General features: G+C 42.1%; 17 protein-coding genes. 10 read left to right on the top strand and 7 right to left on the bottom strand.

Going from position 1 to position 24,659, the window contains the following annotated elements; genetic code table 11:
• Positions 1–2 precede the first annotated feature (2 nt).
• The 3 genes from ACZ5A8_RS11755 to ACZ5A8_RS11745 form a co-directional block, all read right to left on the bottom strand.
• A complete protein-coding gene (locus tag ACZ5A8_RS11755) occupies positions 3–707 on the bottom strand; it encodes a GTP-binding protein (RefSeq protein ID WP_464529218.1) in 705 nt (234 codons plus the stop codon).
• Complete coding sequence (locus tag ACZ5A8_RS11750) at positions 704–1,564, bottom strand: ATP-binding cassette domain-containing protein (protein ID WP_464529216.1); 861 nt, start codon at positions 1,562–1,564, stop codon at positions 704–706. Before ACZ5A8_RS11750 ends, ACZ5A8_RS11755 begins: the two co-directional genes overlap by 4 nt.
• Before the next feature lie 339 nt (positions 1,565–1,903).
• The gene (locus ACZ5A8_RS11745; protein ID WP_464529214.1) at positions 1,904–2,899 is read right to left on the bottom strand and encodes a radical SAM protein; all 996 of its coding nucleotides are present in this window, start codon (positions 2,897–2,899) and stop codon (positions 1,904–1,906) included.
• 1,387 nt (positions 2,900–4,286) lie between these two features.
• Here ACZ5A8_RS11745 and ACZ5A8_RS11740 point away from each other — a divergent pair.
• Positions 4,287–4,694, top strand: a complete 408-nt coding sequence (locus ACZ5A8_RS11740; protein WP_464529212.1) for a DUF1699 family protein — start codon at positions 4,287–4,289, stop codon at positions 4,692–4,694.
• 318 nt (positions 4,695–5,012) lie between these two features.
• On the opposite strand, the gene ACZ5A8_RS11735 is transcribed toward ACZ5A8_RS11740, so the two are convergent.
• Complete coding sequence (locus ACZ5A8_RS11735; protein WP_464529210.1) at positions 5,013–5,414, bottom strand: inorganic diphosphatase; 402 nt, start codon at positions 5,412–5,414, stop codon at positions 5,013–5,015.
• A 447-nt stretch (positions 5,415–5,861) separates the two neighbouring features.
• Between ACZ5A8_RS11735 and ACZ5A8_RS11730 the strand changes: the two genes are divergently transcribed.
• Together ACZ5A8_RS11730 and ACZ5A8_RS11725 are read left to right on the top strand one after the other, a co-directional pair.
• Positions 5,862–6,812: a class I SAM-dependent methyltransferase gene (locus ACZ5A8_RS11730; protein ID WP_464529209.1), complete on the top strand. Its 951-nt coding sequence runs from the start codon at positions 5,862–5,864 to the stop codon at positions 6,810–6,812.
• 543 nt (positions 6,813–7,355) lie between these two features.
• Positions 7,356–9,719, top strand: a complete 2,364-nt coding sequence (locus ACZ5A8_RS11725; protein ID WP_464529207.1) for a DUF3160 domain-containing protein — start codon at positions 7,356–7,358, stop codon at positions 9,717–9,719.
• A gap of 161 nt (positions 9,720–9,880) precedes the next feature.
• Here ACZ5A8_RS11725 and ACZ5A8_RS11720 read toward each other — a convergent pair whose 3' ends face one another.
• Entirely contained in the window at positions 9,881–11,311 is a 1,431-nt protein-coding gene (locus ACZ5A8_RS11720) for a dihydrolipoyl dehydrogenase (protein WP_464529205.1), read from the bottom strand.
• A 477-nt stretch (positions 11,312–11,788) separates the two neighbouring features.
• Between ACZ5A8_RS11720 and ACZ5A8_RS11715 the strand changes: the two genes are divergently transcribed.
• The 3 genes from ACZ5A8_RS11715 to ACZ5A8_RS11705 all read left to right on the top strand — a co-directional run bounded on the left by ACZ5A8_RS11715 (position 11,789) and on the right by ACZ5A8_RS11705 (position 16,359).
• Positions 11,789–13,150, top strand: a complete 1,362-nt coding sequence (locus ACZ5A8_RS11715) for a TIGR00297 family protein (protein WP_464529203.1) — start codon at positions 11,789–11,791, stop codon at positions 13,148–13,150.
• A 684-nt stretch (positions 13,151–13,834) separates the two neighbouring features.
• On the top strand, positions 13,835–14,377 hold the full coding sequence (locus ACZ5A8_RS11710) for a DJ-1/PfpI family protein (protein ID WP_464529201.1): 543 nt from the start codon (positions 13,835–13,837) through the stop codon (positions 14,375–14,377).
• A 305-nt stretch (positions 14,378–14,682) separates the two neighbouring features.
• A complete protein-coding gene (locus ACZ5A8_RS11705) occupies positions 14,683–16,359 on the top strand; it encodes a nitroreductase family protein (protein ID WP_464529199.1) in 1,677 nt (558 codons plus the stop codon).
• Between the two features lie 88 nt (positions 16,360–16,447).
• Here ACZ5A8_RS11705 and ACZ5A8_RS11700 read toward each other — a convergent pair whose 3' ends face one another.
• Positions 16,448–17,791 carry a hemolysin family protein gene (locus tag ACZ5A8_RS11700; RefSeq protein WP_464529197.1) on the bottom strand — a complete coding sequence of 448 codons (1,344 nt, stop codon included), beginning with the start codon at positions 17,789–17,791 and terminating at the stop codon, positions 16,448–16,450.
• A 417-nt stretch (positions 17,792–18,208) separates the two neighbouring features.
• Positions 18,209–19,333, bottom strand: coding sequence for a DUF21 domain-containing protein (locus ACZ5A8_RS11695; protein ID WP_464529195.1), 1,125 nt, complete (start codon positions 19,331–19,333; stop codon positions 18,209–18,211).
• Positions 19,334–20,391: 1,058 nt separating this feature from the next.
• Here ACZ5A8_RS11695 and ACZ5A8_RS11690 point away from each other — a divergent pair.
• From ACZ5A8_RS11690 to ACZ5A8_RS11675, 4 genes are all read left to right on the top strand, one after another.
• On the top strand, positions 20,392–21,873 hold the full coding sequence (locus ACZ5A8_RS11690) for an MFS transporter (RefSeq protein WP_464529193.1): 1,482 nt from the start codon (positions 20,392–20,394) through the stop codon (positions 21,871–21,873).
• A gap of 180 nt (positions 21,874–22,053) precedes the next feature.
• Entirely contained in the window at positions 22,054–22,359 is a 306-nt protein-coding gene (locus tag ACZ5A8_RS11685) for a glutaredoxin family protein (protein WP_464529191.1), read from the top strand.
• Between the two features lie 12 nt (positions 22,360–22,371).
• The gene (locus ACZ5A8_RS11680) at positions 22,372–22,920 is read left to right on the top strand and encodes a ferredoxin-thioredoxin reductase catalytic domain-containing protein (RefSeq protein WP_322221223.1); all 549 of its coding nucleotides are present in this window, start codon (positions 22,372–22,374) and stop codon (positions 22,918–22,920) included.
• A gap of 1,133 nt (positions 22,921–24,053) precedes the next feature.
• The gene (locus tag ACZ5A8_RS11675; protein ID WP_464529189.1) at positions 24,054–24,497 is read left to right on the top strand and encodes a serine O-acetyltransferase; all 444 of its coding nucleotides are present in this window, start codon (positions 24,054–24,056) and stop codon (positions 24,495–24,497) included.
• Positions 24,498–24,659: the final 162 nt, after the last annotated feature.

The following is a 24,659-nucleotide window of genomic DNA, read 5'->3' as shown; positions in this document are numbered from 1 at the left end:
AATCAGTCACCTCTGTACAGGGGCTCTGGCATATCAAGCGGCCGGATGACTCCAAAGTGGTTTTTCCACCCAATCTCTTTTTTGCCGATACATACCGTACATACTCCTAGAGGAGGGGAGCCTCTGAGCATGATAGGGTCCGATCCTATTTCGGGTTGATTGACAATTCTCCTCATCAAATATCTGAGCCCGGTTCCCTGAATTGCATTTGTCTCTACAATATCAATACCTGGGACAACTTTTCTGATGCTTTCCCTGAAAACCTCTCTTTCTGCCTGTGATACAAGATCGGTTTTTGTAACAACTGCCACATCTGCAAGAGCGAGAAGAGGTGTCATTTTGAAAGGTGAATTTGTTCCTGAGATCGCGCTTACAACTGCAATTCCAAGCGAGTAAGTTGTGTATGGAGTACACCTGAGACAGAGCCCTGCACTTTCGACTATCAGAATATTTCTTGAAAGGCTCTCAGCCCAGTGCAATGCATCGTCAAGGACCAGGATTCCCATATGGTCAGGACATACATCTCCGGAATATACCTTTTTGACAGGAATGTCAAACTCTTCTGCAAGCTCTTCATCTTCAGTTGCATGCACAACATCGATTTTCAGGAAGGCAGGAAGTGAGCCTTCAGGCAGATTCTTTATGATCTGGCGGACTACAGCAGTTTTTCCTCCGCTGGGAGGGCCTGCAATTATTAGGAGTTTCATTTATAGACCATCCCCTGTTCAACCACATCAGTCAAAACCTCTGAAGGGCTGGCTGAAGAACTGACTGAAGAACTGACTGAAGAACCGGAAGGAGAACCAGAGGAAAAAGAAGCTCCAAGCCTGAGCTTTTCTCTGATCTGATGCATTCTGTCTTCAATTAAGGCAAGGTCTTCAATAAGGTCCTGCTCCTTGCCTGTCGGTTCGATCACAGAGGCGACTCCTCCATGTCTCATTACTATGCGCTTGCCTGCTGTAAGAGCCAGGTAAGGGTCGTGTGTTACAAGGATAACAGCCTTATTTCCTCCATGGAGAGACTGGATAACACGGTCTTTGAAGATCCCTGCATTTTCAATCTCGTCAAGGAGAAGTATCGGAGTGTCCCCGATTACAAGGGCATCTGCAATCATAAGAGACCGGGTCTGACCTCCGGATAAACCGCTCATCCGGCTTTCAGGGCTGATCTCTTCTCCGGTAAATGTATTTGCAAGATTTATTGTTTCGTCGAGCAGATTTTCCCTGCCAGGTTTCCGTGCCCTTATATGCATAAGCAGGAATTCTTCGACCGAAAGGTCAGCCAGACAGCGTGTATTCTGGGTTATCATGGAAATAGGTTTGAAGGCGGGCTCCCGTACAAACGACTCGGGAGGTTCTTCCCCATTGATGAGAATCCTTCGGCCTGTTATGGTATCTCCCTGTGCAAGAGTTTCAATGTCATTGATTAAAGCCGATTTTCCTGAACCTGTCGGGCCCACTATTGACAGAGTGTCTCCGGGCCTGATCTCTATCCTGTCAAACCCTTCCTGTTCTCCAAGTCTGTTCTTTCCAGATTCTATGGTAAGAGTAAATTGCTGTGTCATGTACTCAACTATTCAGATCCGAGTTTTATAAATATTTCCGTAAATAGAGCTATTTTGTCCGTATAAGCCCAAACATTAACAAAATATGTCCATAATAGGCTAAAAAACTAAATAAAAAGGAAAGAATAGACTAATTTTAAACTACTAGACTAATTTGAAACTACATCTTTTTTCAAGAATTGTCTGAAGAGCTGTTAAGAGCTGTTAAGAGCTGTTATTATGAATAAGGACAAAAAAGAGGGCTGAGACCTCTAGATCATGAACCGGAATAATTAATATTCAAATCTGAGTTAATCAAGGCTTTCAAGTTAATCATAGCTTTCAAGTTAATCATAGCTTTCAAAGATCTCTATGAGGCGTAAGATCACAACCAGTACAGAGGAGGCACATTGTTTGCGATTTTTCTGCACAGAGGGACTGGCAGTCAAGCATCTCCTTCAGCATACCTCCAAGTTTCAGAAGCCTATCAGCACTCGGTCGATGGATGCTTATTGCATCTTTTCTTAGAGGATGGGGCGATATGGGCCTGAGGATAGGGATCACACACCGGTCCGTAAGCTGCTTGAGCCCTTTTCGGACAGTTTCGTCGCTTTCTCCAAGTCCTATTATAAAGTTCGAAGAGACCCTGTTTCTGCCAAAATAATCCACTGCATTTTCGAGCGAATCAAGCACTGTCTGGAGGGAAAGATCCGGACAGACGCGGCGGAAAATTTCAGGGTTCATAGTCTCAACATTGTATTTTATCTCACATGCCCCTGCAGCGTAGAGTCTTTCCGAAGAATGTTTTGTGGGATAGACAGAAACCCCTACTGGCAGATCGTATTCACGCTTAAGCTGCTTTACGACGTCCACCATTCTCTGGACTTCTTTTTCTGGCGAGACCGCTACCCCGCTGGTAAGGGAAATTGCCTTCAGTTCACCTGTTGCATAAGCTTCTGCGACCATCCGGTGTACCTTTTTACTGTCTTTTATCCCGCCCTGCATTTTTGGCACCGGACAAAACTGGCAATCGTATACACACTTCTCGGACAGTGTGATGTATGCCTGTTCAGGGCAATGGCAGAGTGGGTGCTCAAGCATGCCTCTGGCAATCACATTGTCTCCTTTAATCAGGACCACTTTTCCATCCTTTGCCACCGCACGCAAAGGAGAAATCTCATTAATCGTAAGGCATACCCGTCGTTCTCCTGACCTGAAAAAGACGGAAGAACCACCTGCTCCGGGCCCGGCTGTAGCCAGACTTGTGAGCTGCACGGGCAGAAGCTCAGGATCTACCCTAATACTCCCTATACTCAACAGGTCTGCCTTGACAGTTGCACTCAGTTCGGTATTCATATTTATGCACTCGATAAAATTGAAGTAACGCTATATGACCCCGGCAAATTTCGGTAAGCAGCACTGCTTACAATCGTGAAACCTGGGCGAATTAACAATTGTGAACTTGAGCATAGTAACAATTGTGAACTTAAAAAGGTTGCGATACTTCTCGCCTGACATGAAAAAATAACCATACTCGAAATTCCTGAACGATCAGGTAGCTGATGAAAAACGAGTTGTTATTACCACGGGAGGGGCAATCGGAATGGTTTTTCTTATTTATTCTTTGCAGCGCCTTGAGCCATTCTTCCACCACAACTAATAGAAAAAACAAATATCAGATGCATCTGGAATCCTGATCCCGAATTATTAACTATACCGCGGGCAAGGACATAAAATATATTCTACGAGAAAACCTCCACCTTGTCTGAAAAATACTCGCTTGCGGAGATCTGAGTTTGTTTGGGAGTGGGGAAGTCGTACAAACAGATAACAGGACGCGGATATTCATTGGGATAATCACATCTCCCCAAACTATCCTATCTCCATAGATTACAGGATTATGGGGCATGATTCCATTTATGGGAATTGGAGTTTCCTTGGAAGTAGAAAGGTTGTACATGTAGAGATCCAATTTTTCGTTGCGCCAATTGATCCATACTAGATTGGCGCAACGAAATCCTGTCACCGTAGATCGCAGGATTGTACTGATCTGATGCATTAGTTGTGATCTGAGTTTCATTTACCGTGAGCTGATTACTTCGTACAGGAGCTGCCGATGCCGTAGAAAAACGAGAACTAAAAGTAAAATCCACGCTGTTGAAGCTATAGCTGTTGAATATAACTTTTCCTTACTTCCTATTCGTTTTCCGTCTTCTTTTTACTCAATATTTTATAATTAATTTATACTGCACTTAATGATACCTTTTATATCTTATCTTCTGAATCTTGCAGCCGTAGAAATTCTATAATTTGAGAAAACTTGTGTAAGTGAAAAGGATCAAGCGGACCTTTGCACAGACACTACATTTAGACACAAAAAACTAATAAGTAAAAGTAAGATTTTTGAGAATTTCAAATGAACTTAAAAATAGAAAAGAAGAAAGTCTCATTAAAACCTGAAGCTGAAATAAATCACAATTAAAAATAGTTGTGCCAATAATTATAAGAAACTGTAATATGAAAGAGAGTGGAAATTAAAGTAAAAATGGAAAGAATAATTTGAAAAAACCATTTTTATTCCATTTTTGGCTTTTTTAGATCAATTTGGTAAATCTAATATGATTAGGATCTTCGGAATACTATCAAAATAATATTAGTTTAATGAAATAACTATTTATAGTAAGTATGTGTGCATTATATCAAAGTACAATCAAAAAAGAACTTAAGAGTGGGGAGAAAAAATATGAGAATAAGAGTGGTTAGTTCGAGAGAAGAAATCTTTACATTAAATCCAAATGAGCGTCTTGTTCACCTGGCTTTCAGACCTTCAAACAAAGACATCTTTGGACTAGTTGAAACATGCCCGAAGATTGAGGTAATCCAGTTACCTAAATCATACATGCGTACGGTCTCAAAATCCATAGAAATGTTCCTTCAGATGCAGAGAGTCCAGCTTATCGAAGGAGATGTCTGGGGGCACAGGAAAGATATAACCGAATATTACTCAATTCCCTCTTCAATAATTGAAAAGATTAAGAATATGAAAATCGAAGGTAAAGCCACTGAAGAGATTGAGAAAAAGGTTTCAAGGGAAAGCAAGTTAAACTCTGGAATGGTCGCTTATATCCTGGCAAAAGAAATCCCTGCCTGAATTCGAGCATGACAAGGCATATTAGTAGGTGTTTTACCGGAGATTAGAACGTAAAGAAATGGGTTGTAGCTTTTATAATCTAATCTCCAACTTAAATCTTAAGACTTTTTTACTCTTTTATGGCTTTTTTTGATTGACTGCATCCGGAGAAGAATGATAAATTTTTGATGACATTAAAAAATATTAAAAGTCTCACAATATAGAGAACTATAGAAGATCTAAGCTGAAAACATTTTATGGTTTAGTTTTCAGATTCGCAAGCAATATTCGAAACAAAAAGAGAAACTAAAGCAGCAGCTTAATTTATCTAAATCAGTTTCATTTTTCTAGTAGAATGCCTTCAAACCGACATTTTGTAATTTTTCCCTCACGAAAAGCATATAGAAAGATTTTGAAAAGGGCATAAAGCCTGAAATAGAAAGCCAGCAAGGATGGAGAGCAAAAGCCGCTGATATGTATCAGTCTCTTGTCATCCCGAATGGAATCGTCAAGGAACCTTACAATCCCGTCAAAACCTTCTCTTTCAAAGGTGCTTCCCCTGGGCAGGCGGGGTCCTAGCACGACAACATCTTCTTCCATGCCGTCAGGTCCTTTTGTGCCTTCTATGAAACCATAATTAAAGATGGTGGGCAGGGGAGAAAAGAAAACTCTTTCATATCCGTTTTCTGTTTTTCGGTATTTCGAAAAACTGTATTTGGGAGTTTCTATAACTATTTTCATCTAATTTTCCTGTGTGTACTCAGGACCAACTTGTATCTCTTTTTCACTTCTTTTTTTTTCAGGTTCTGTTTCATTTTGTAGCTTTTGTAATTTCAACCCTTTTATTTATATAATTTTGACTCTTTTATTTTTTTGCAATCTGAATTCTCTTTTTTCGTAATTTCTATTTTTTACTTCAATTAACTTGATACTTCAATTCTCTTGATACTTCAATTAACTTGATACTTCAATTCTCTTGATCACTCTGTACATCTTGCACTGTCTTTCAACAGAAAAAAACACAACTAATAACGCAACTTATAACGCACTTAATAGACTGAAAGTTAGAGATTGAAAGCGAAATATAATAAATGTTTGGAAAGATGAGATGCCTGAATAATTAATTATCCTGAGAAAGAACCTGAACGAATGAAAGGTACCTGATCTTTCCGAGAGAGGCATGATGGAATGAGTTTTCGAGATAGAATGACCCTGCGAGATGCGATGAGAGGAATAGTTGAAGAACCCCTGCTCAACCTGGTTCCAAAACGCTTTAACTATGTAGGGGACGTTGCAGTAATTTCAATTCCCTCGGAGCTTGAAGCTTATAGAGAGGCTATTGTCTCGAAAATTCTTTCAATGAGAGGCAATACACGAGCTGTGCTTAATAAAATCAGCAAGCTTGAGGGGGAGCGCAGGGTGGCTCACTTTGAGCTTCTTTCAGGGGAATCTGCAGAAACCTTTCACAGGGAAAACGGCTACGTTTACAGAATGGATGTAAGGAAAGTTTTTTTCAATCCCAGGCTTTACTGGGAAAGAGCACGTATAGCCTCAAAAGTTCTTCCCGGTGAATATGTTCTTGTCCCTTTTGCAGGAGTGGGGCCCTTTGTTCTCCCATCTGCAGGAAAAGGGTCAATGGTCTATGCAATTGAAATAAACCCTGACGCCTGTGCCTGCCTGAGAGAAAATGTTCGGCTGAACAGGCTTGAGGGACAGGTGATCGTTATTCAGGGAGATGCTGAATGCGTTCTTCACCATCCGGGTTATTTAAACCGCCGTCAGGATCCTTTAAAGCCTGATAATAAGATCGGAAACGCAGTTGAGACCGAGGGTACAATTTTTTCTCATGTACCTGCCTGCTCCGGGCCAGAAGAAACTGCAGGTTTCCAGGTTCCGGAAAATGGGTTTGACAGAGCAATTGTGCCAACTCCTTACGGCATGGACCATTTTCTTGGTGAGGTTTCAGGGCTTATAAAAAAGGGAGGCTATATCCACTTTTACACTTTCAAAACCGAGAATCAGATCCCGGAATTGGTTGAAGAGTACGATAAAATGGGGCTCGAGGTTGAATTTTACAGGCGCACCGGAAATGTTGCTCCAGGCGTTAGCAGGTGGGTTTTTGACCTGATAAAGAAATAACTGCATAAAGCTATAGAGAGCCTGCCGCCAGGGTAAGGGAAATAAAGCGGTGAACCGATAAGGTTAATGAAGAAACCGATTCTATAGAGAAACGCTTTACCTGGCCCGAAAAATGTTTACCTTGACCCCCAAAACCGTTTTTAATTCAACATTATAGGTCGCTCACGCCAGTCTGTCTGACGGCCAGTCAAAAAAGAAGCAAAATCCTGAAAGAAGATTAAAAACCTGTACAATAGGTGTAAGATAAGCCTTGAATGAGATGTTCTTGGGAAAGTATGTTTTAGGCAACTTTTATTTCTTTCAGCTTTTTATTTATCAAATTTTTTAGCTGGACCACACTTAACCGGATTTTGAATAGATTGAAATATTGTAATGAGAATAACATATGGAAAAGATAATTTTTTAAAATGTTTGACCCCATATACAGGTCTTCGGTTGCAAAACAGGAATAATCTGAACCCTGGACTTAGAAGGTAAAACCCCACCTTTCTGAGCGAGCAAAGCTCTAATCACACACTGATCCAAAGCGACCGAGATGAAATAATGAAGAATCGAACTCAGACAGTTGTAACTCTTTTGATATTTCTTATTTTTTTAGTCTCCCTTTTTACAGGAGGATGCCTGGAGCAAAGTTCCATGTTAAGCGGGGAGAACGGGACAGAACAGAAAGAAGAAGTGGACAATGATAGAAGCTCTTCGACAGGTTATTTGAAAACCGAAGCAGTAAATCTTTCTGGTTTTGAAGCAGTAAATTCCTCTCTTGTGGGAAACTACAGGCTTGAAGCCCTGAATATAGAGCTAAAAGTTCCCCAGTATGACCTGCCCCTGAAAGAATCGGATATTATGAATTACGAAGAGTTTTCGCAGAGATTTTTGACAGATGAGGCAGCCCTGGAGAAGCTGAAGGAAAATGGATTTGTGGTGATATCCAACCCTTATAATCCGGAGGAAGAAGATATCACTGCTATGTATAACAGACTTGGAAACGAAGGACAGCTGATTTTCATAACTTCGGATACTCTTCTTCATCTCTATCACGTCCAGTTTGACGATAGCATGAGCCAGGTCGAGCAAAATGAATTGTACGACCTTTTATGGGAGCTTGATAATTCACTGCTTAACGCATCCTTAGAGGACTATAACAGCGCAACAGGGGAAGAAAAGGAAGCTGCAAGAAGAAATGCAGCCTACTTCACAGTTGCTTTAAACCTGCTCCAGCCAGAAGAAGAACAGATAAAGGATATAAAAGATCCTTACGACCCGGAGGCTGGAACATACTTTGATCCAGCAGCAAAGGAAAAGTATCAGTTTGAGATCCCTGCGTTTATAAAAGATGATGTCGAAGCTGAACTAAGCCTTATCGAAACTCACGAAGGCTTTGCTCCCTCTCCGACTTTCCTTTATAAAGAAGATTATTCTCAGTACGTGCCAAGAGGCCACTATACCCGCTCCGAAATCCTGAAGAATTACTTTAAGGCCTTTATGTGGCACGGCAGGATGAGCATGTTGCTTAAGGGAAAATTGATCCAGGCCGAAGACCCGGAAAAGGAAGCTCGCATACAGACCATACAGGCGAGCCTGATCACATCCCGGCTTGAAGAAAACCAGGATCTTCTTCAGAAATGGGACCGGCTCTATGCCATTACTGCATTTTATGTTGGTGCCTCTGACGATCTTGGACCTTACGAATATATGGAGGCGATGGAGACAGTATTTGGAAACGGGTCAAGGAATTTTAACACAACAACGATGGGAGAACTGAAAGTAGAACTTGCCGGGTACCGGAGCCCGGAGATCTACGGAGGCACAGGAAGTGGAACCCATGAGATTATTCTAACAGCTGAGCAGGCCGATGAACTCCTTGAGGATACGAAAGGTTTCAGGTTTATGGGCCAGCGTTTTATCCCGGACTCTTACATATTCTTCAGGCTTACCGGTCCTTATACTAATGAATACATAGGAAATCAGGAACATGTGCCTTTTACCTATAGATATTCCGAATACGGAAACAACAGGGGTTTCCCTCGCGGGCTTGATGCTATGGCGCTTCTGGGTTCGGAGAGGGCCGTTTATTGGCTTGACGAATTGAATGATTCCAGCTACAAAAATTACAGTCTCCGATACAATGAACTTGATTCGGAGTTTTCGAATTTCAGCGCAGCCGACTGGAACAGGAACCTCTACTGGTCCTGGCTCTATTCTCTCCAGCCCCTCCTGAAGGACTACGATTCAGGCTACCCGACCTTTATGCAAACCGATGCCTGGCAGGATAAGGAATTATGCACCTCTCTAGCCTCGTGGACTGAGCTCAGGCACGATACGATTCTCTATGCCAAGCAAAGTTATGGAATTGAGGAGGAACTTCCTGTATTTGGCGATAAACCCGTGGGATATGTGGAACCTGTACCCGAATGCTATAACCGGCTGCTTGCTCTTACCCGGATGACTGCAGACGGGCTTGAAGAAATGGATGCTCTTGATGAAGATACAGGAAGAAGATTTGAAAGCCTCGAGAGCGTCCTGGAAAAACTTATCGAGATTTCCGAAAAGGAACTTAAAAATGAGGAACTTACGGAAGAGGACAAATATTACATCTTCGAGTTTGGAGAAATTATCAAAATGAGCGTGGATGCCGACGAAGAAGCCAGGAAAACTACTCTTGTTGCAGATGTCCACACGGAACCAAATGACGAACTCGTGCTTGAGGAAGGGACAGGGTACGTGGATATGGTGATTGTGGCTTATAAGCTTCCTGACGGCAGGATTTTCCTGGCTGCAGGGCCGGTTATGAGTTATTACGAATTCAAACAGCCCATGTCCGACCGACTGACCGATGAAAAATGGAGAGAAATGCTGGAGAAAAACCCGCCGGAAAAGCCGGAGTGGGCTTTAACATACAGGGCTTAAAGCCCTGAAAACACTTTCTTTAGCTCCGGAAGTCAATTTTCAATCTAAAGACTATAGAACGCCCCACCGGTTTGTCTGGTGGTCCGTCTTTCAGTACTTGATTCGTCCTCTCAGCGGTTTTTAGCCTTAAAACTGAGATTTTAACCTTAAAACCAAGCTTTTCAGTCCTCAAGCCCAATGTGCTTCATAACATGATGGTAGTGTTCAGGGGACAGCCTGGAATAAAAGGCTCTGGTGACGACTTCGCTGAGAGATGGGTGGATGTCCATGCTGCGTATAATTGGCTTTGCACTTCTCGATGGCGTATACATGAGAGGAATTATCTGGTGAATCAGAACCGAGGCATGAGGACCTATAATATGGGCGCCCAGGATTTTCTCTTCCAGGCTGTCCAGGATAACTTTCACGAAATAATCTCTGGCTTCCATAGCAGCTCCTTTTGCCGTATCTTCAAAGAGCTTAAAGCCGATGACTACCCTATTTTCACCGTATTCCTCAAGGGCTTCCTTTTCTGACATCCCTACGCCTGCAATTTCCGGATAGGAGAACACTGCATGCGGTACGGCATGATAGTCTGCCTTCACTTTTTCTTTCATGATCGCATTGAGGTAAACTATTCCGGACTCATAGTTTCCTACATGCTTGAGCAGGTATTTTCCGTTTGCGTCTCCGAAAGCCCAGATATTCGGCTGGGATGTTTCAAGATACTCGTCAACTAAAATCCAGCCCTGGATATCTGTCTTAATTCCTGCCCTTTCGGGGTGGAGAATGTCAGTATTCGGGACTCTGCCTGTTGCTACGAGGATCTCGTCTACAGTAACTTTGGTCTCTTCTCCCGAATCCCTCTCCTTTGCAATAACCGTTTTTTGCCCGTTATTTTCTTTTCTGACTTCTATAGCTTCGTGATTTGTAAGGATACGCATATATTCCGACATCTTTATCCTGGCAAGTTCGGAGATTTCAGGTTCTTCCTGGGGAAGGAAATGCGAATTTCTCCCTATAACCGTGACTTCAGTTCCCATGGCTGAGAAAAAGTGTCCGTACTCGGCTCCTATGTAACTTCCTCCGAGAATGGCAAGGCTTTTCGGGCATTCGTTGAGTTCAAGCACAGTATCGCTTGTAATATAGCCGGTTTCTTCAAGCCCTCTAACAGGTGGGACTGCAGGCTTTGAGCCAGTGCACAGGAAGATCATCTCGGAGTGAAGAGTTTCTTCTCCAACTTTCAGAGTATACGGAGAAACGAATTCGGCAGGTTCGGGATAATAGTCAAGGTAAGTACCTTCGGTTAACCCTTGCCTTACCATCTCGATGTCTTCCCCTATATTCCTGCGCATCCGCTCCATAATCATGCGAAAGTCAATATCTTTTATCTCGAGTTTGATCCCGAAAAGCGGAGCTGTCTCAAGTTCCCTGATAAGCTCTGCAGGGTAAAGCAGAAGTTTTGAAGGGATGCACCCTCGTGTCAGACAGATCCCCCCGGGATCGTCCTTATCTATAACAGCTACTTTTATCTTTGGGTTCGAATCGATAATAGAGTTCACATAGTTCATTCCGGAACCCGTACCTATCACAATCAGGTCATAGTTTTTCATTATTTTCCCCTCACAACAAGAGTAAAGTTAGATCCCAACCATTCAAGTTAGATCTCAACCATTCAAGTTAGATCTCAACCATTCTGGATTTGTTAACTGCAATAATTATCTGTCTGCTTGCTAATACACTTATCCTTAACCATATGATTCTTATAGCAAAAGAAGACCGAAAACTACTTAAAAAAGATTCGCGAAAAGCTTTCTCTTGATCGCAGGTGAAAAATACTCTCTGAGATAAAAAATTAGCAGCAAGTGTACGTGGAGTAAAATTGATGGCAAAAAGTTACTCCGCCCTTTGAATAACCGCCAGAGTTGACGCGAAAAGTTTTCCGAGCCTAAGTTAATAATATATAAATATTTTTAAGTCTTGTTTCATTTTTAAACACTTGTCTGAAGGAAAAACAACTATCTATTTATAAAGAAAAGCCTATTCTATGTAGCTTCTCAGGAAGAATAAAAAACAAAAGATGTCCTATAATGAACAGAGCTACCCCCCTTCTCGAAAATGGGTGTTCCTTTCACGGAATTCCCGTGATGCATATACTGTATCTCCTGCTTATTCTGATAGCTCCTTTTGCAGGGGTAGATCTCCTCCTCCTTCTTTCTCTTATCCTTTTCCTGGGACTGAGGTTTTCCGGAAAGTTTCTTTCCTGCAGCAGGGATGCAGTCAGCCTTTCTTTTTCCCTTACACTGATGCTGCTTGTTTCTGCAGTTACTAAAGACCTATCGTACACATTCCCATTTTATATAGTCCTTGCCGCCTTTGCAGTTGCAGCTGTAGGAAATCACAGCTCTTTTTTTTCGGAAAGGGGTTTCACAGCTGATTTAGAATCCAAAAGAAGCAGGATGAAAAAGAAAAGTTTTTCATTAATGTGGAGTTCGATTTTTCTTGCGCTCAGGATTATTGCGGCGTTTCTTGCAGCAAGCTGGATCGTCTACTGGCAGGAGCTTCCAGTCTCATATAACTTTATCTTTTTCATAGCTGTTATTGGAGCAGTTACAGGCTCACTTTTTGAGTCCATTCCTTCAAAGATAGACCGAAATATCCCGGTGCCTGTAGGGGCGGGGATGACTATGTGGATTTTTGAGGAGTTCAGGTACTGGGTGCCTCCTGAGAAAATGCTTGTAGCTCTTGCCTTTTCCCTTTTCCTGGGCGCGCTGGCTTACAGAGCTAAAATTGCCGACGTTTCTGCCCTTCTCAGTGCTGCCCTTCTCGGAGTCCTGATAATTGTTTTTAGCGAGTTTCAGTGGTTTTTGCTTCTGCTTACTTTTTTCATCCTGGGAGGCGGGTTTACCAGGTACAAGTATGCATACAAGGAATCAATCGGCATTGCTCAGGCAAAAGACGGAATCAGGAGTTATGAAAACGTATTCTCGAACAGTACCGCAGCCCTTGTTCTGGCAGTAGCATACGGCATCTTTCCGGAACAGGGCCTTCCGATTATTTATGCCTATATGGGTACTGTTGCAACCGCTACGGGCGATACTCTAGCAAGTGAGATCGGAACCACGGCAAAAGGAAGGCCCAGAATGATCACAACTCTCAAGCTTTCGGAACCCGGAGCCGATGGGGCTGTTTCCCCACTTGGCGAACTTGCTGCAATTTTCGGTTCTGCAATCATAGGCGTGTTAGGCTATGTTCTTGGGATATCTGACGACCTTCTGCTTTCAGTCCTTGTTACAACTGCAGGAGGCTTTTTTGGAACAAACGTAGACAGCCTTCTCGGGGCTACTCTCCAAAAGAGAGGGCTGCTCTCAAACAGTGGAGTAAACTTTGTTGCAACCTTTGCTGGGGCAGGCATTTCAGCAGGAATATATCTTCTGGTATCAGGAATTTAATTAAAGAATGTTTCATTTGTATTCGGTTAAGGATTTTGAGCCGCGGATCTCGATTTCGACGGAAAAACTCAAACCCAAATGTTTAGTGTTTAAATTGAAATCGATATCAGATTCCAGTTTTGCATTTGATGAATAATTTAACAAATTTTATGAAAATCAATGCAAGTGATAACGATTTTTCCTTAACCGATGACCAATGAAGAATGTTTAATATATTCAGATATTTAATAGCAGATGATTATTAAATATATAAACTCCGCTGAATCTGGCAATTTCGCTGGATCTGGCAATTCCACTAAATCTTGTTTTAACCTGGAATTTTTGAACCTTTAATTCTCCCATAAAAATCTTTTATTTCTAAAAGACATCCCTTTATATCTTCAAGAATATATTCTTACATGGGTAGGGTTACTGCAGTGTTCTTTAATTAGTATCTGAGTTAATGAATATCTGAGTAAGACTGCATTTCTACTTCAATTCTCAGGTAAGGAAACCAGTATTGTGCAGTTGAAGGAACCAATATCAGTGTTTGGGTCCGGTCTTTTCAGATATATTGAAAGATTCGATACGAGACATGAAATCCTGTCTCTCAGTAATCTATCTTTCTTCAGCCCGTATTGATTTTCAGTGTGGATAACCAGAAATCTTGCTTTTTATATTTTACATTTAAAGGAAGGTAGCCAGATGACAGAACCCGAATATAAAGGTAAAAGGATTTTGCTTGTTATTGCTCAGGAGCAGTTCAGGGACGAAGAATGCTTTGTTCCAAAGCAGATATTTGAAGCTGCAGGGGCAAAGGTTACGGTCGCAGCCGAGTTTACGGAAACTGCAAAAGGGACGCTGGGAGGGACGATCAAACCTGATCTCAGGATATCCGAAGCCAGGATTGCAGATTATGATGCAATTGTCATTTCCGGAGGACCGGGCTCAAGAAAGTTTCTCTGGGACAACCAGTATCTACGCGAACTCGTAAAAAAAGCAGACTCTTTGAAAATAGTGATTTCTGCAATCTGTGTTTCTCCTGTTGTTCTGGCAAGAGCAGGCATTCTGAAAGGTAAAGAAAGCACTGTTTTTAATAGCCCGGATACCGTAAACGAACTTAAGGAGCATGGGGCTGTCTATAAAGACAGTGATGTTGTAGTTTCGGGCAAGGTGGTGACAGGAAGAGACCCTAAAAGTGCGGAAGCCTTTGGAAAAGCCGTCCTTAAAGCCCTGAAAAAAACATGATTCCTCTAAATGTGAAGCATGGTACCTTGAAGGCATGATATCTTGAAAGTATGATACCTCGAAGACATAATTTTCGAAACGTATAGTCTTCGAAATGTGTAATCCTCGAAACGTATAATCTTCGAAATGTATAATTTCTACAAACAGCGAGCCATAGATTTTGAGCCCGAATGTAAACTGCGAGTTATAAGTTCAAACAATGGATCTGAAAATGCAATCTAACGGCTATCAGTAAAAGCCATAATCTCCAGATTGTAACTTATGGGATAGTAACTTATGAGATAGTAAAAAGCTGGTGCCCTTTTATGAACGAAGAAATTGAATCTATATTGTCTTATCATCAGGCTAGCAAGCATGGCTTTAAAGCCTATGCTCCCGGTCCTAGACTTCTTGAAATGGAGATAAAGCCAGACCCTTTTCTGAACTACAAGGGAGTTCCAGTTCTAAAGCTCGATACCTGGAGTGAAGAAGATATAAGGTCCGAACTTTTTCCTGCCTATGAACAAGTATTTTCTCCGGAGAAATTGGAGCCTTCGGGGCTGAACAGGAATAACATTTCTCAACTTTTTTTTGATAGCTTTGCTCTTTCAGTATGGAAAAAATCAGGGGGGGCAAGATGGACTCTTCGCATCAATCCTTCAAGCGGAAACCTTCACCCAACAGAGGTTTACCTTATTTCCGGTCCGGTCCCGGAACTTCTGGAAAAACCTTCGGTATGCCATTATTCTCCTTTGCCGCATGCCCTCGAATTAAGAGCAGAATTTTCCAGGGAAACCTGGGAAAAGATGAGTTCGGGATTTCCGGAAGGCACATTTTTCATAGGGCTTACTTCAATTTACTGGCGGGTTGCGTGGAAATATGGCATCCGGGCTTTCAGGTATGCAAACCATGACCTCGGACATGCCATTGCTGCCCTTACCTTTGCTGCAGCAGGACTTGGCTGGAGAACACGCCTTCTTGTGGATATGGGTTCAGAGGACATAGCAAAACTTCTGGGCGTTTCCGGAAGACAGGGCCCTGAAAAAGAGGATCCTGCCTGTCTGCTTGCAGTTTATCCTGCAGGAAAGGAATGTCCGTCAGGCAAGATTTCTTCATCTGCACTTCCTGATTTTGAAAAGTTTTCCTGGAACGGGGTTCCGAACCGTTTGAGCCCTGCACATGTAGAATGGGCTGCCATTGAAAAGGCTGCTTCAATAACCAGAAAGGAAGAAACTTCCCATATCAATGAAAGAAAACCGGAACTAAAGCCTGAAAGACGAGCTACAGGTTTATCCGGGACAATTTCCGGCTACAAAATTCATTCAGGTCTGGATACAGTCCCTCTCCGTAGTGTGATTCACAGGCGGAGAAGTGCCCTGGAAATGAATAACAGTGCTTACATGGACGAAGAGAGTTTCTACGGCATATTACGGAAAACCCTTCCAGATAAAAACCCGTTTTTCGAGACGCTTGCTTTCGGGCCCTTTGCACACCTCCTCCTTTTTGTAAACAGGGTAAAGGGGCTTCTTCCCGGTCTTTATATCTTCCTGCGGAAGCCCGAAGAAAAGGAGGAGTTTAAAACCGCTTTCAGGTCGGATTTTTTGTGGGAAAAGCCTGAAAGCTGCCCTTATGATCTTGAACTTTACATGCTTGTGGAAGAGGAACTGCATAATTTTGCAGCCCAGCTTTCATGTGCGCAGAGAAAGGCGGCAGATGCCTGTTTTACTGCCTGTATGCTTTCTGAGTTCGAAGAGCCTCTGAAAACGTCCGGCTCATGGATGTACCCTTATCTTTTCTGGGAATGCGGAATCCTGGGACAGCTACTTTATCTTGAAGCAGAAGCTTGCGGTTTCAGGGGCTGCGGGATAGGATGTTTTTTCGACGACCCTTTGCACGAAACTCTTGGGCTTAAAGGGCTTGAGTACCAGGACCTCTACCACTTTGCAGTGGGCTCGCCTCTTCAGGAAATTGGTGTTGTGACCTTCCCTGCATATAAAGAGTAACTAAAGAGAAAGAGTAACTAAAGAGTGACCTCTACTTCATTTTACCTTTATTTCTTTTTTATAATCACTCTTTTTTGTTCTTTGACTTTTACTCTTTGCTTCTTTTTTGCTCTGTGTTTTCTTCTATCTTTCCTGAAGTGGGAATTTGCATGACCAGCACTTTGTCTATTCGATTGCCATCCATATCAACTACCTCGTAGCGCAGCCCCCTGAATTCGATATGATCTCCTGTTTTAGGGATCCGCTGCAAGATGAACAGGATCAGCCCGGCAATAGTCCGGTAATACCCCTCTTTCTCTCTTGGAAAGGAATCCACGGATAAGAATTTCTTTAAATTTTCAATGGGTGTGTCCCCGTCGATAAGCCAGGAACCATCCTCTCGAGCCACCACCTGGGTTTCTACCGGCTCGCCAAGGGTATGGACATCACCCACTATAGCTTCAAGAATATCATGCAGGGTAATAATGCCCTGGACACTTCCATATTCATCAGTTATCAGGGCAACATGTACGCCGGTTTCCTTGAACGATTCAAGGAGTTTCAGGACCGTAATAGCTTCTGGTGCAAAGAGCGGTTTCGTGACCGAGTCTCTAATATCGGCGGGACTGCCTTCAACAAGTCTTGCCAGGACATCCTTTACGGATACCATACCGACAATATTGTCCAGATCTCGTTCGTATGCCGGAAAATTGGATCGACCACTTCCAATCATCTTCCGCAGGTTCTCATCGGCAGGATCGCTCAAATCGAGCGCGATAATATCAGTGCGATGCGTCATCAGGGACTCAACGCGGCGGTCACCAATATCAAAAACACCTTTTATCATACTCAGTTCGGCTCTTTCAAATACTCCAGCTTCGGTTCCTTCCTCAATCATAATCTTGATTTCTTCTTCTGTTACCGGCGGCCCGGTTACCTTCCGGACCCTCATTAGCCGGAGCACGATCTCGGTTGAGTTACTTAGAATAAGTACCAGTGGTTTTGCTATGAGAGAAAAAAAGAACATAGGTTTTGCAACGCGAGAGGCAATTGCTTCCGCGTTATTAAGTGCAAGCTGCTTTGGAACAAGTTCTCCAAAGACTAAGGTCAGATAGGTGATTAAGAGTACTACAAGAGTGATGCTGAGCGCACTGCTGTACGGAGCGAGAGCAGGGAATTCTCGAAGATAGCTCGCCAGTCCTTTTGCTATTGTGGCTCCACCAAATGCACCGGCAAAGATACCCACCAGGGTGATTCCTATCTGGATTGTCGAGAGGAACGGAGTGGGTTCACTGGCGAGTTTAAGTGCAGCAGCTGCCCGTATGTCTCCTTCTTCCGCCCGTTGCCTGAGGCGGGTTTTCCTGGCTGAGACAAGGGCAAATTCTGACATGGCAAAGATGCCATTGAGTGCGATAAGAACAAGGACAACGGTTATTTCAAAGAAATAAGACATTTTTCAGGTATTGGATGGATTATAATTTAAAACTATTTACAGCACAGGTCTCCTGAAACAAGCTATGAGCCCTTTAAACCTCACGGAAGAATCTTTTTCAAAGCAGGAAAGGAAAATTAACTGTTGATGAGAAAGGTAAGGGGATGAGAAGGATCAGGGGCATGGGCAAAGAAGATTCGCTGCTGTTAAACTCAGGCAAAACTGCATTGTAATACCTTTGAATTTCCTATTCTTTTGAAAAGAGAAACAAAGGAAAAAATTCCTGAGAAAAAGGAGGTAAAACGAAAAGAAGCCTCCGTGTTTTCAGCATATTCATATTGATCTTACCTGCCACTTGCCATCGGAATTTTTAAAGAAAAACAAATAGCAAAAGCTGCCTCAAACTCACTAAAGATTTCCTCTTTAGTGACCTTTTTGTTACTTCTTCTTCGACTCTCTGGTTTCTCCTCTCTTTCCTTTCCTCAAAACTGTCCTTCTGACGATTCCGGACTGTGAAGGAGGAACAGGTATCTCACACCCCGATCCCAGTTCACATTCTACCACAATTCCGCGGAGCAGACGGCCCAGGATATCCGACCCTGTTACTATACGTTTTTCTTCGCCCCAGTACAGAATGAGGTCCTGGTCAATTACATCATCTTCCGGGTACTGCGGATATACCTTGAACTGCCGGATTACTTTTTCAAGCCTGGTTTTGGGAGATTTTACCACTACAGGGAAATGGCAGTAAGAAAACGGAATGAAGGGGCCTTTCTTATAGACTACATCCCTCAGGAAGCCGTCCGCATCGAGCACCATTACAGGCTCATCTGCCGGGTTGGTGACGATTACCCATTTTTTTCCTGATGCTTCTATTTTCTGCAGGAAAGGATCGGAAGGTTCCCTTTTGAATGAAGGGAAAACTGGACGGTTATTTTCTACAGGAAGAGAGATGATGCTTCTTGGGTCTATTATGGAGCCTTCGTCAGAAATGTTGACATCATCAATGGAAAGAAAGTTCAGGGCTCCTATCCCTTCAAAAGTGCCGATATCGGACTTTCCTGATTCTATATGCTTTTCGAGCATGATCCTCATAGCTTGCTCCCTGAAAAGCTCAAGTTTTTCTCTGCCAAGCCACCAGTCAAGAATAAGAGCTGTCGGTTTTGCAACCGGATAGAGCAGCATCTGGTAAAAGCGGACAAGAGGAGTCAGCTTTGCCCCAAGCGCAAGCGCGTTTCTGGAAAAATAAGCCTGAGGCGCAATCTCTCCGAAACAGGTAATACCAAAGGTAGAGAAGAGAAAAGCTGAGGTTCCTGCCATTACGGAATCTGTAAGCAGAGCAATAAGTACATTTACGCCTACGTTCCCCCAGAGCATAGTCGTAAGCAGGAAATTGGAATCACGCCGGACCTGCAGGATTTTAATTGCATCTTTATTATTTGCTTCGGCTTCAATCTCAAGCCTCAGTCTTCCAAGGCCGAAAATACCGATCGTCAGCCCTGAAAAAATAGCAGACTGTGTCAGGCAAAGTACAATCAGTATCCAGGTAATGATTTCATTCATTGTAAGTCTATGACCTCTATAATATCTGTGTAAACCTAGTCGAATCCCTTAATCATTAATATCTTATAAACTTAATCTCATTGCCCCGGGCTTAATCTTGTTGTCTTAACTTGTGAAATAGTCCATTTATTTTTTCTTATTACTACTTATCTCGCTATCCTGCTGCTTTTCCAAGTTTTTAAGATTTACTTTTACCAACCGGAAAAAGCTTTTAATCTGCCCTTAGGATAAGTTTATTTTACTTATATAACTTAATTTGCTTTTCTCATTTTGATCGATTATTCTATCCCGCCCGAATTGCGCTTCGCCCGAATTGCGCCTCGCCCGAATTGCGCCTCGCCCGAATTGCGCCTCGCCCGAATTGCGCCTCGGGAGTACGCGGTCCTTTTCGCTCCGCTGCGCTTCGCTCAAGAGGACTAATTTATGGGTTATAGCAGTGATCTTTGCTCAAGAGTCCTAAAAAGGATTAGATTACAAATTTTCTGACCCGTGCAACCTTATTCACTATAATGAGTCGTTCCTGTCATGCTCGACGCAGGAGAGGAAACTTTCCCGCGAAAAAAAGGAAGAGAAAACAACATGAAAAACTGCTGAAAAGCCAAAAGTAAAAAATCTAAAAACGGGCTTTCTAAATTAAGGGAAAATGTAAAAATGTTTATCTGGCTGGCACATTGAATTTAGATTATTTTAGAGTAGGGGTAAAATCTAAGGATGCTATTTTCGGGGACCTTGGAATGATATCAACAGATTGATAGGGATTGATATAAATTATCAGATTTTAAAAAACTCAGGTTTATTTTCCGGGTCAAAGAGTCCTGTTTTTTCATTCATAACTTATACAATCGGCATTCAGTAATCTGAGGTTTTGTTCAAAATCCGGTTGAATGGTACAATATTTAATAACAAGCAGGTTATACTAAGTTTCTTGATTAGCCAACATTGATGAAAATATCCTGAGGAAAAGTATTACTGCTTAAAGTCATATCCCATGATAAACCTGCTGCAATCTTTCCAGACTCTCCAGATAGGAAATTATGCTCTTCTGATCAGTGATATATATGGTAAAAGAAATGAGAAAAACCGGATCATCTGCTGAAATTCCGGAAATCTGTCGTACTGCTGATAGTCCTGACGTTACTGCAGAAAAACGAGTCGTACTCCTGATCGCGATACTTTCCGGATTTATCACACCCTTTGACGGGTCGGCAGTAAATATTGCCCTGCCTACAATCGGCGCGGAATTTCACATGAACGCGATCGACCTTTCCTGGGTTGCAACCGCGTACCTCCTATCTTCAGCAGTTTTTCTTGTCCCGTTCGGAAAAATTGCAGATATTTACGGAAGGAAAAAGGTATTTCTCTACGGCATTGCTATTTTCAGTCTTGCGTCCCTGTTAATGACCATGGTAACTTCAACTGAAATGCTTATCGGAATCCGGATTTTCCAGGGCTTGGGGAGTGCCATGATCTTCGGGACCGGGGTTGCTATCCTTACTTCTGTTTTCCCGCCCGGAGAGCGCGGAAAAGTTCTCGGGATTTATATTACTGCAGTCTACCTGGGGCTTTCTCTTGGTCCTTTCCTTGGCGGCATGATGACGCATTATCTCGGCTGGAGGAGCATTTTCTTTGTAAATGTTCCTATCGGCATCATAGCTGTTCTTCTTATTCTCTGGAAGCTGAAAGGTGACTGGCTTGAGTGCAAAGGAGAGAAATTCGACCTGACAGGATCCATCGTCTACAGCGTGGCAATTGTTGCTCTTATGTATGGGTTTTCAATTCTTCCTGATGTTAAAGGGGCTGTTCTCATAGCAGCCGGAATTGTCGGGATGATCGTCTTTGCTCTTTATGAAATGCGGGTACCTTTTCCTGTTCTTGACATCAGGCTCCTCACAAAAAACCGGGTTTTTGCCCTTTCGAACTTATCTGCGCTTATTAACTACAGTGCAACTTTTGCAGTGACCTTTCTCTTGAGCCTCGATCTCCAGTACACAAAAGGATTCACGCCGGGACATGCTGGAATGATCCTTGTAGCGCAGCCGGTTGTCCAGGCTATGATTTCGCCAATTGCCGGGAGGCTCTCTGACAGGATTGAGCCGCGCATTGTTGCATCTGCAGGGATGGCAATCACTTCTTTTGGGCTTTTTCTCCTTATTTTCCTCACAGATGAGACTCCCATATGGTACCTGGTTATCATCCTCCTTATACTCGGCGCAGGCTTCGGGCTCTTTTCATCCCCTAATACGAATGCTATCATGAGCTCGGTTGATAGAAAGTTCTACGGCGTTGCATCAGGAATGAACGGGACTATGAGGCTAGTTGGCCAGATGCTCTCGATGGGTATTGCAATGATGATCTTTGCGGTTGTCATCGGCCCGGTAGAAATCACACCTGAGTATTATCCCCAATTTATTTCGAGCCTGCATTATGCATTTATCCTGTTTACGATATTCTGCATTATCGGAGTATTCGCATCTCTGGTGAGAGGAAAAACAAGTCAAGTACATTCCGGCCCTGAAAAGGGTAAGAAGTCTGTACGGTGAGTAGGGCCTTAGTATATCTCAATTTTATATACTTTATCCTACATTTTCTGATAAGGAGTTTATAGATTCTAATATCTGGCAGGTTTTTTTATTTACTGCCGGACTTCAGAGCAATACTTTGTCTTAAATAAAACGCTATCAAACGCCGGCTAATTTAATTATTGCCAGGGGGTTTATTAAGTGGATCTGTTTAACCAGAATAAAGAGAAAGGAAACCATATTTCCGGAGTTGACAGGGGTAAAGTCGTAATGTACGGGCTGAGCACCTGCGTATGGTGTAAAAAAACAAAGAAACTGCTCACCGATCTGGGTGTGGATTTTGAGTACGTTTACGTGGACAGGCTCGAAGGAGATGAAGAAGACGACGCCGTTGAGAAATTAAGGCGTTTTAACCCCTCAGTTTCTTTCCCAACGACTATTATAAATGATGAAAAGGCAATTGTGGGTTTTAAAGAAAAAGAGATCCGGGAAAGCCTTGGCTTTTAAGGGGGAGTTGAGTTGAAAGAAGAGGAAGCTTCTGAAGAAGACATATCTGAAGAAAAGGTAGATATCGTCTATAAGCGGCTGAGAAATGAGGTTGAAAAGTCAGGCTATCACCTGAACCCTGACGTAGAGTTCACAAAAGACCTCGTACGGGGACTGCTCGGCAACGAGGCGCGTTACGGTTACTGGTCCTGCCCATGCAGGCTGTCTGCTAACAACAAAGAAGAGGATCTGGATATTATCTGTCCCTGTTATTACCGGGATCCGGATCTGAACGATTACGGAGCCTGTTACTGTGCACTTTATGTGTCTGACGATGTCATCCGAGGAGAAAGAAGGGTTGAATCAATTCCTGAGAGGCGCCCTCCTCGTGAAGAAAGAGAAGCTATAAGAGCCGAGGAAGCTGCAAGAGCGGAGATGATGGATACTATGGAATTTTCAGGGGAACTTTCAAAACCGGTATGGAGATGTAAGGTTTGCGGATATCTCTGTGCTATGGACGAGGCTCCGGGAGTCTGTCCTATTTGTAAGGCAAGGAAGGAAAGATTCGAACGGTTCATGTAATATACTGCATGAAATCCGTTTTTATTTTTTAATATAATGCAATAACTGGTTTCTCCTGAGTTATAATTGATAGGTGCCTGTGAAGCAGGCTCTGGAGTTTTGGTTAGTGTTACAGGAGATTTAATACGAAATTTATTAAATTCTCTGCGATGACAGAGAAAAAAGATTGTTGTTCTGTTTTAGGGGCTCAAAAATTAATACGCAAACTAAGTCCATGGGATGCTTGCCTCAGGTAGCATACTGATAATTAGAGTTTTCTGATGTTTTTCGCCTTCTTATCATCTATCTTTAATATTTATCTGGCTTTAATTAAGGCATCAGGATGAAATATATCTATTTATTAACACTATTATTAATCAATCTATTATTTAAAATAAAGTTTTATAATAAATAGTGTGAAGGGTAAATATTTAATAATATCTGTCACCATATTTTACAAGTAACTGCAAAAGATATTCAAATATTATAATATATAGTCTTTGGGGTCAGCTACGAGAAGCTACAAATTTGGATAGTTTTCAAAGAGATGATTCTCATATCCGGACAAAGAAGGAAAAATTTCACAATAATATTTAACGCCTCCAAACTGAATTTACGAGCTTAGTTTACAATCTCAATTTACGAGCTTAATTTACGAGATTAATTTGTGTTTAAATCAGTATCTAATTCGTAAGTTTCTATAAACTGAGCAACTCTAAATAATGTTAAACGTTAATATCATAAAAAGTATTTAAAATTCAAAGAGGTAAAACATTGAATTTTGTATTAATTGATCAATGAGTTTCTGATCGCGAAAGCGATTTTGAAATTCTCAATGGGTGAGATTAAAGCGGGCTTCAGTATTTTTGGGTTTTTACTTTTGAACTTGTACGCTTAAACTGAGAAACCAGGTATGAGACTTCAAACTGTAGAAATAATAATGTGGTGAGGGGATATCTATTATTAAATCAAAAAGGGATTACGATTTATACATTGAAGCAGACAGATTATCTTTAGGCAAGAATTATAAAAGGCCTAAACTAATCGGTGATGATATATGGAAGTTTCAGAGATTATTAAGAAAGGCTGAATATTACAATAACTGCCAAAAGTCCTTAATTCATAAACTGTATTCAAAATATTTATTTTTCAGGTTGCACAGAATAAGCATCCACCTCGGGTTCAGTATCCCGATAAATGTTTTTGGTCCTGGATTATGCATAGTCCATAGAGGAACTATCGTTGTAAATAAGGCTGCCAGAGTTGGAGAGAACTGCAGAATACATGCCTGTACTAATATAGGATCTGGTAGAGATAGCATTATTTTGGCGCCAAAAATAGGAAACGACGTATATGTTGGCCCGGGTGCCAAAATCTTTGGAAACATAGAAATTGCTGATAATATTGCAATTGGGGCAAATTCTGTAGTAAACAAATCATTCTATGAAAAAGGGATTTCAATTGCAGGGGTTCCTGCTAAAAAAATAAGCAATAAAGGATCAGATGGAATGGTATTTTCAGCTACGAAAATGATCTCAATCCCTGCTGCACAGGAAACTATAGATCGCACCACTGTAATTGAGCAGGTTAAGTGGTAGTTATCCAGACTTAGAAAAACAGCCTCTATAAATTTTTCGTAGTCACCTTTATTAAGACCTGCTTAGAAAATTCCTTAATTTTTATTTTCTTAAATTATTTGGCTACGATATTAGTATACTGACCCAACAATTGTCGTTGTAATTTTTGCTCTTTTGCAAAAT

This window comes from Methanosarcina subterranea (genome assembly GCF_055385895.1).
Note: the sequence above shows the minus strand (reverse complement) of the source record. Positions and strands in the feature narration are given on the sequence as shown.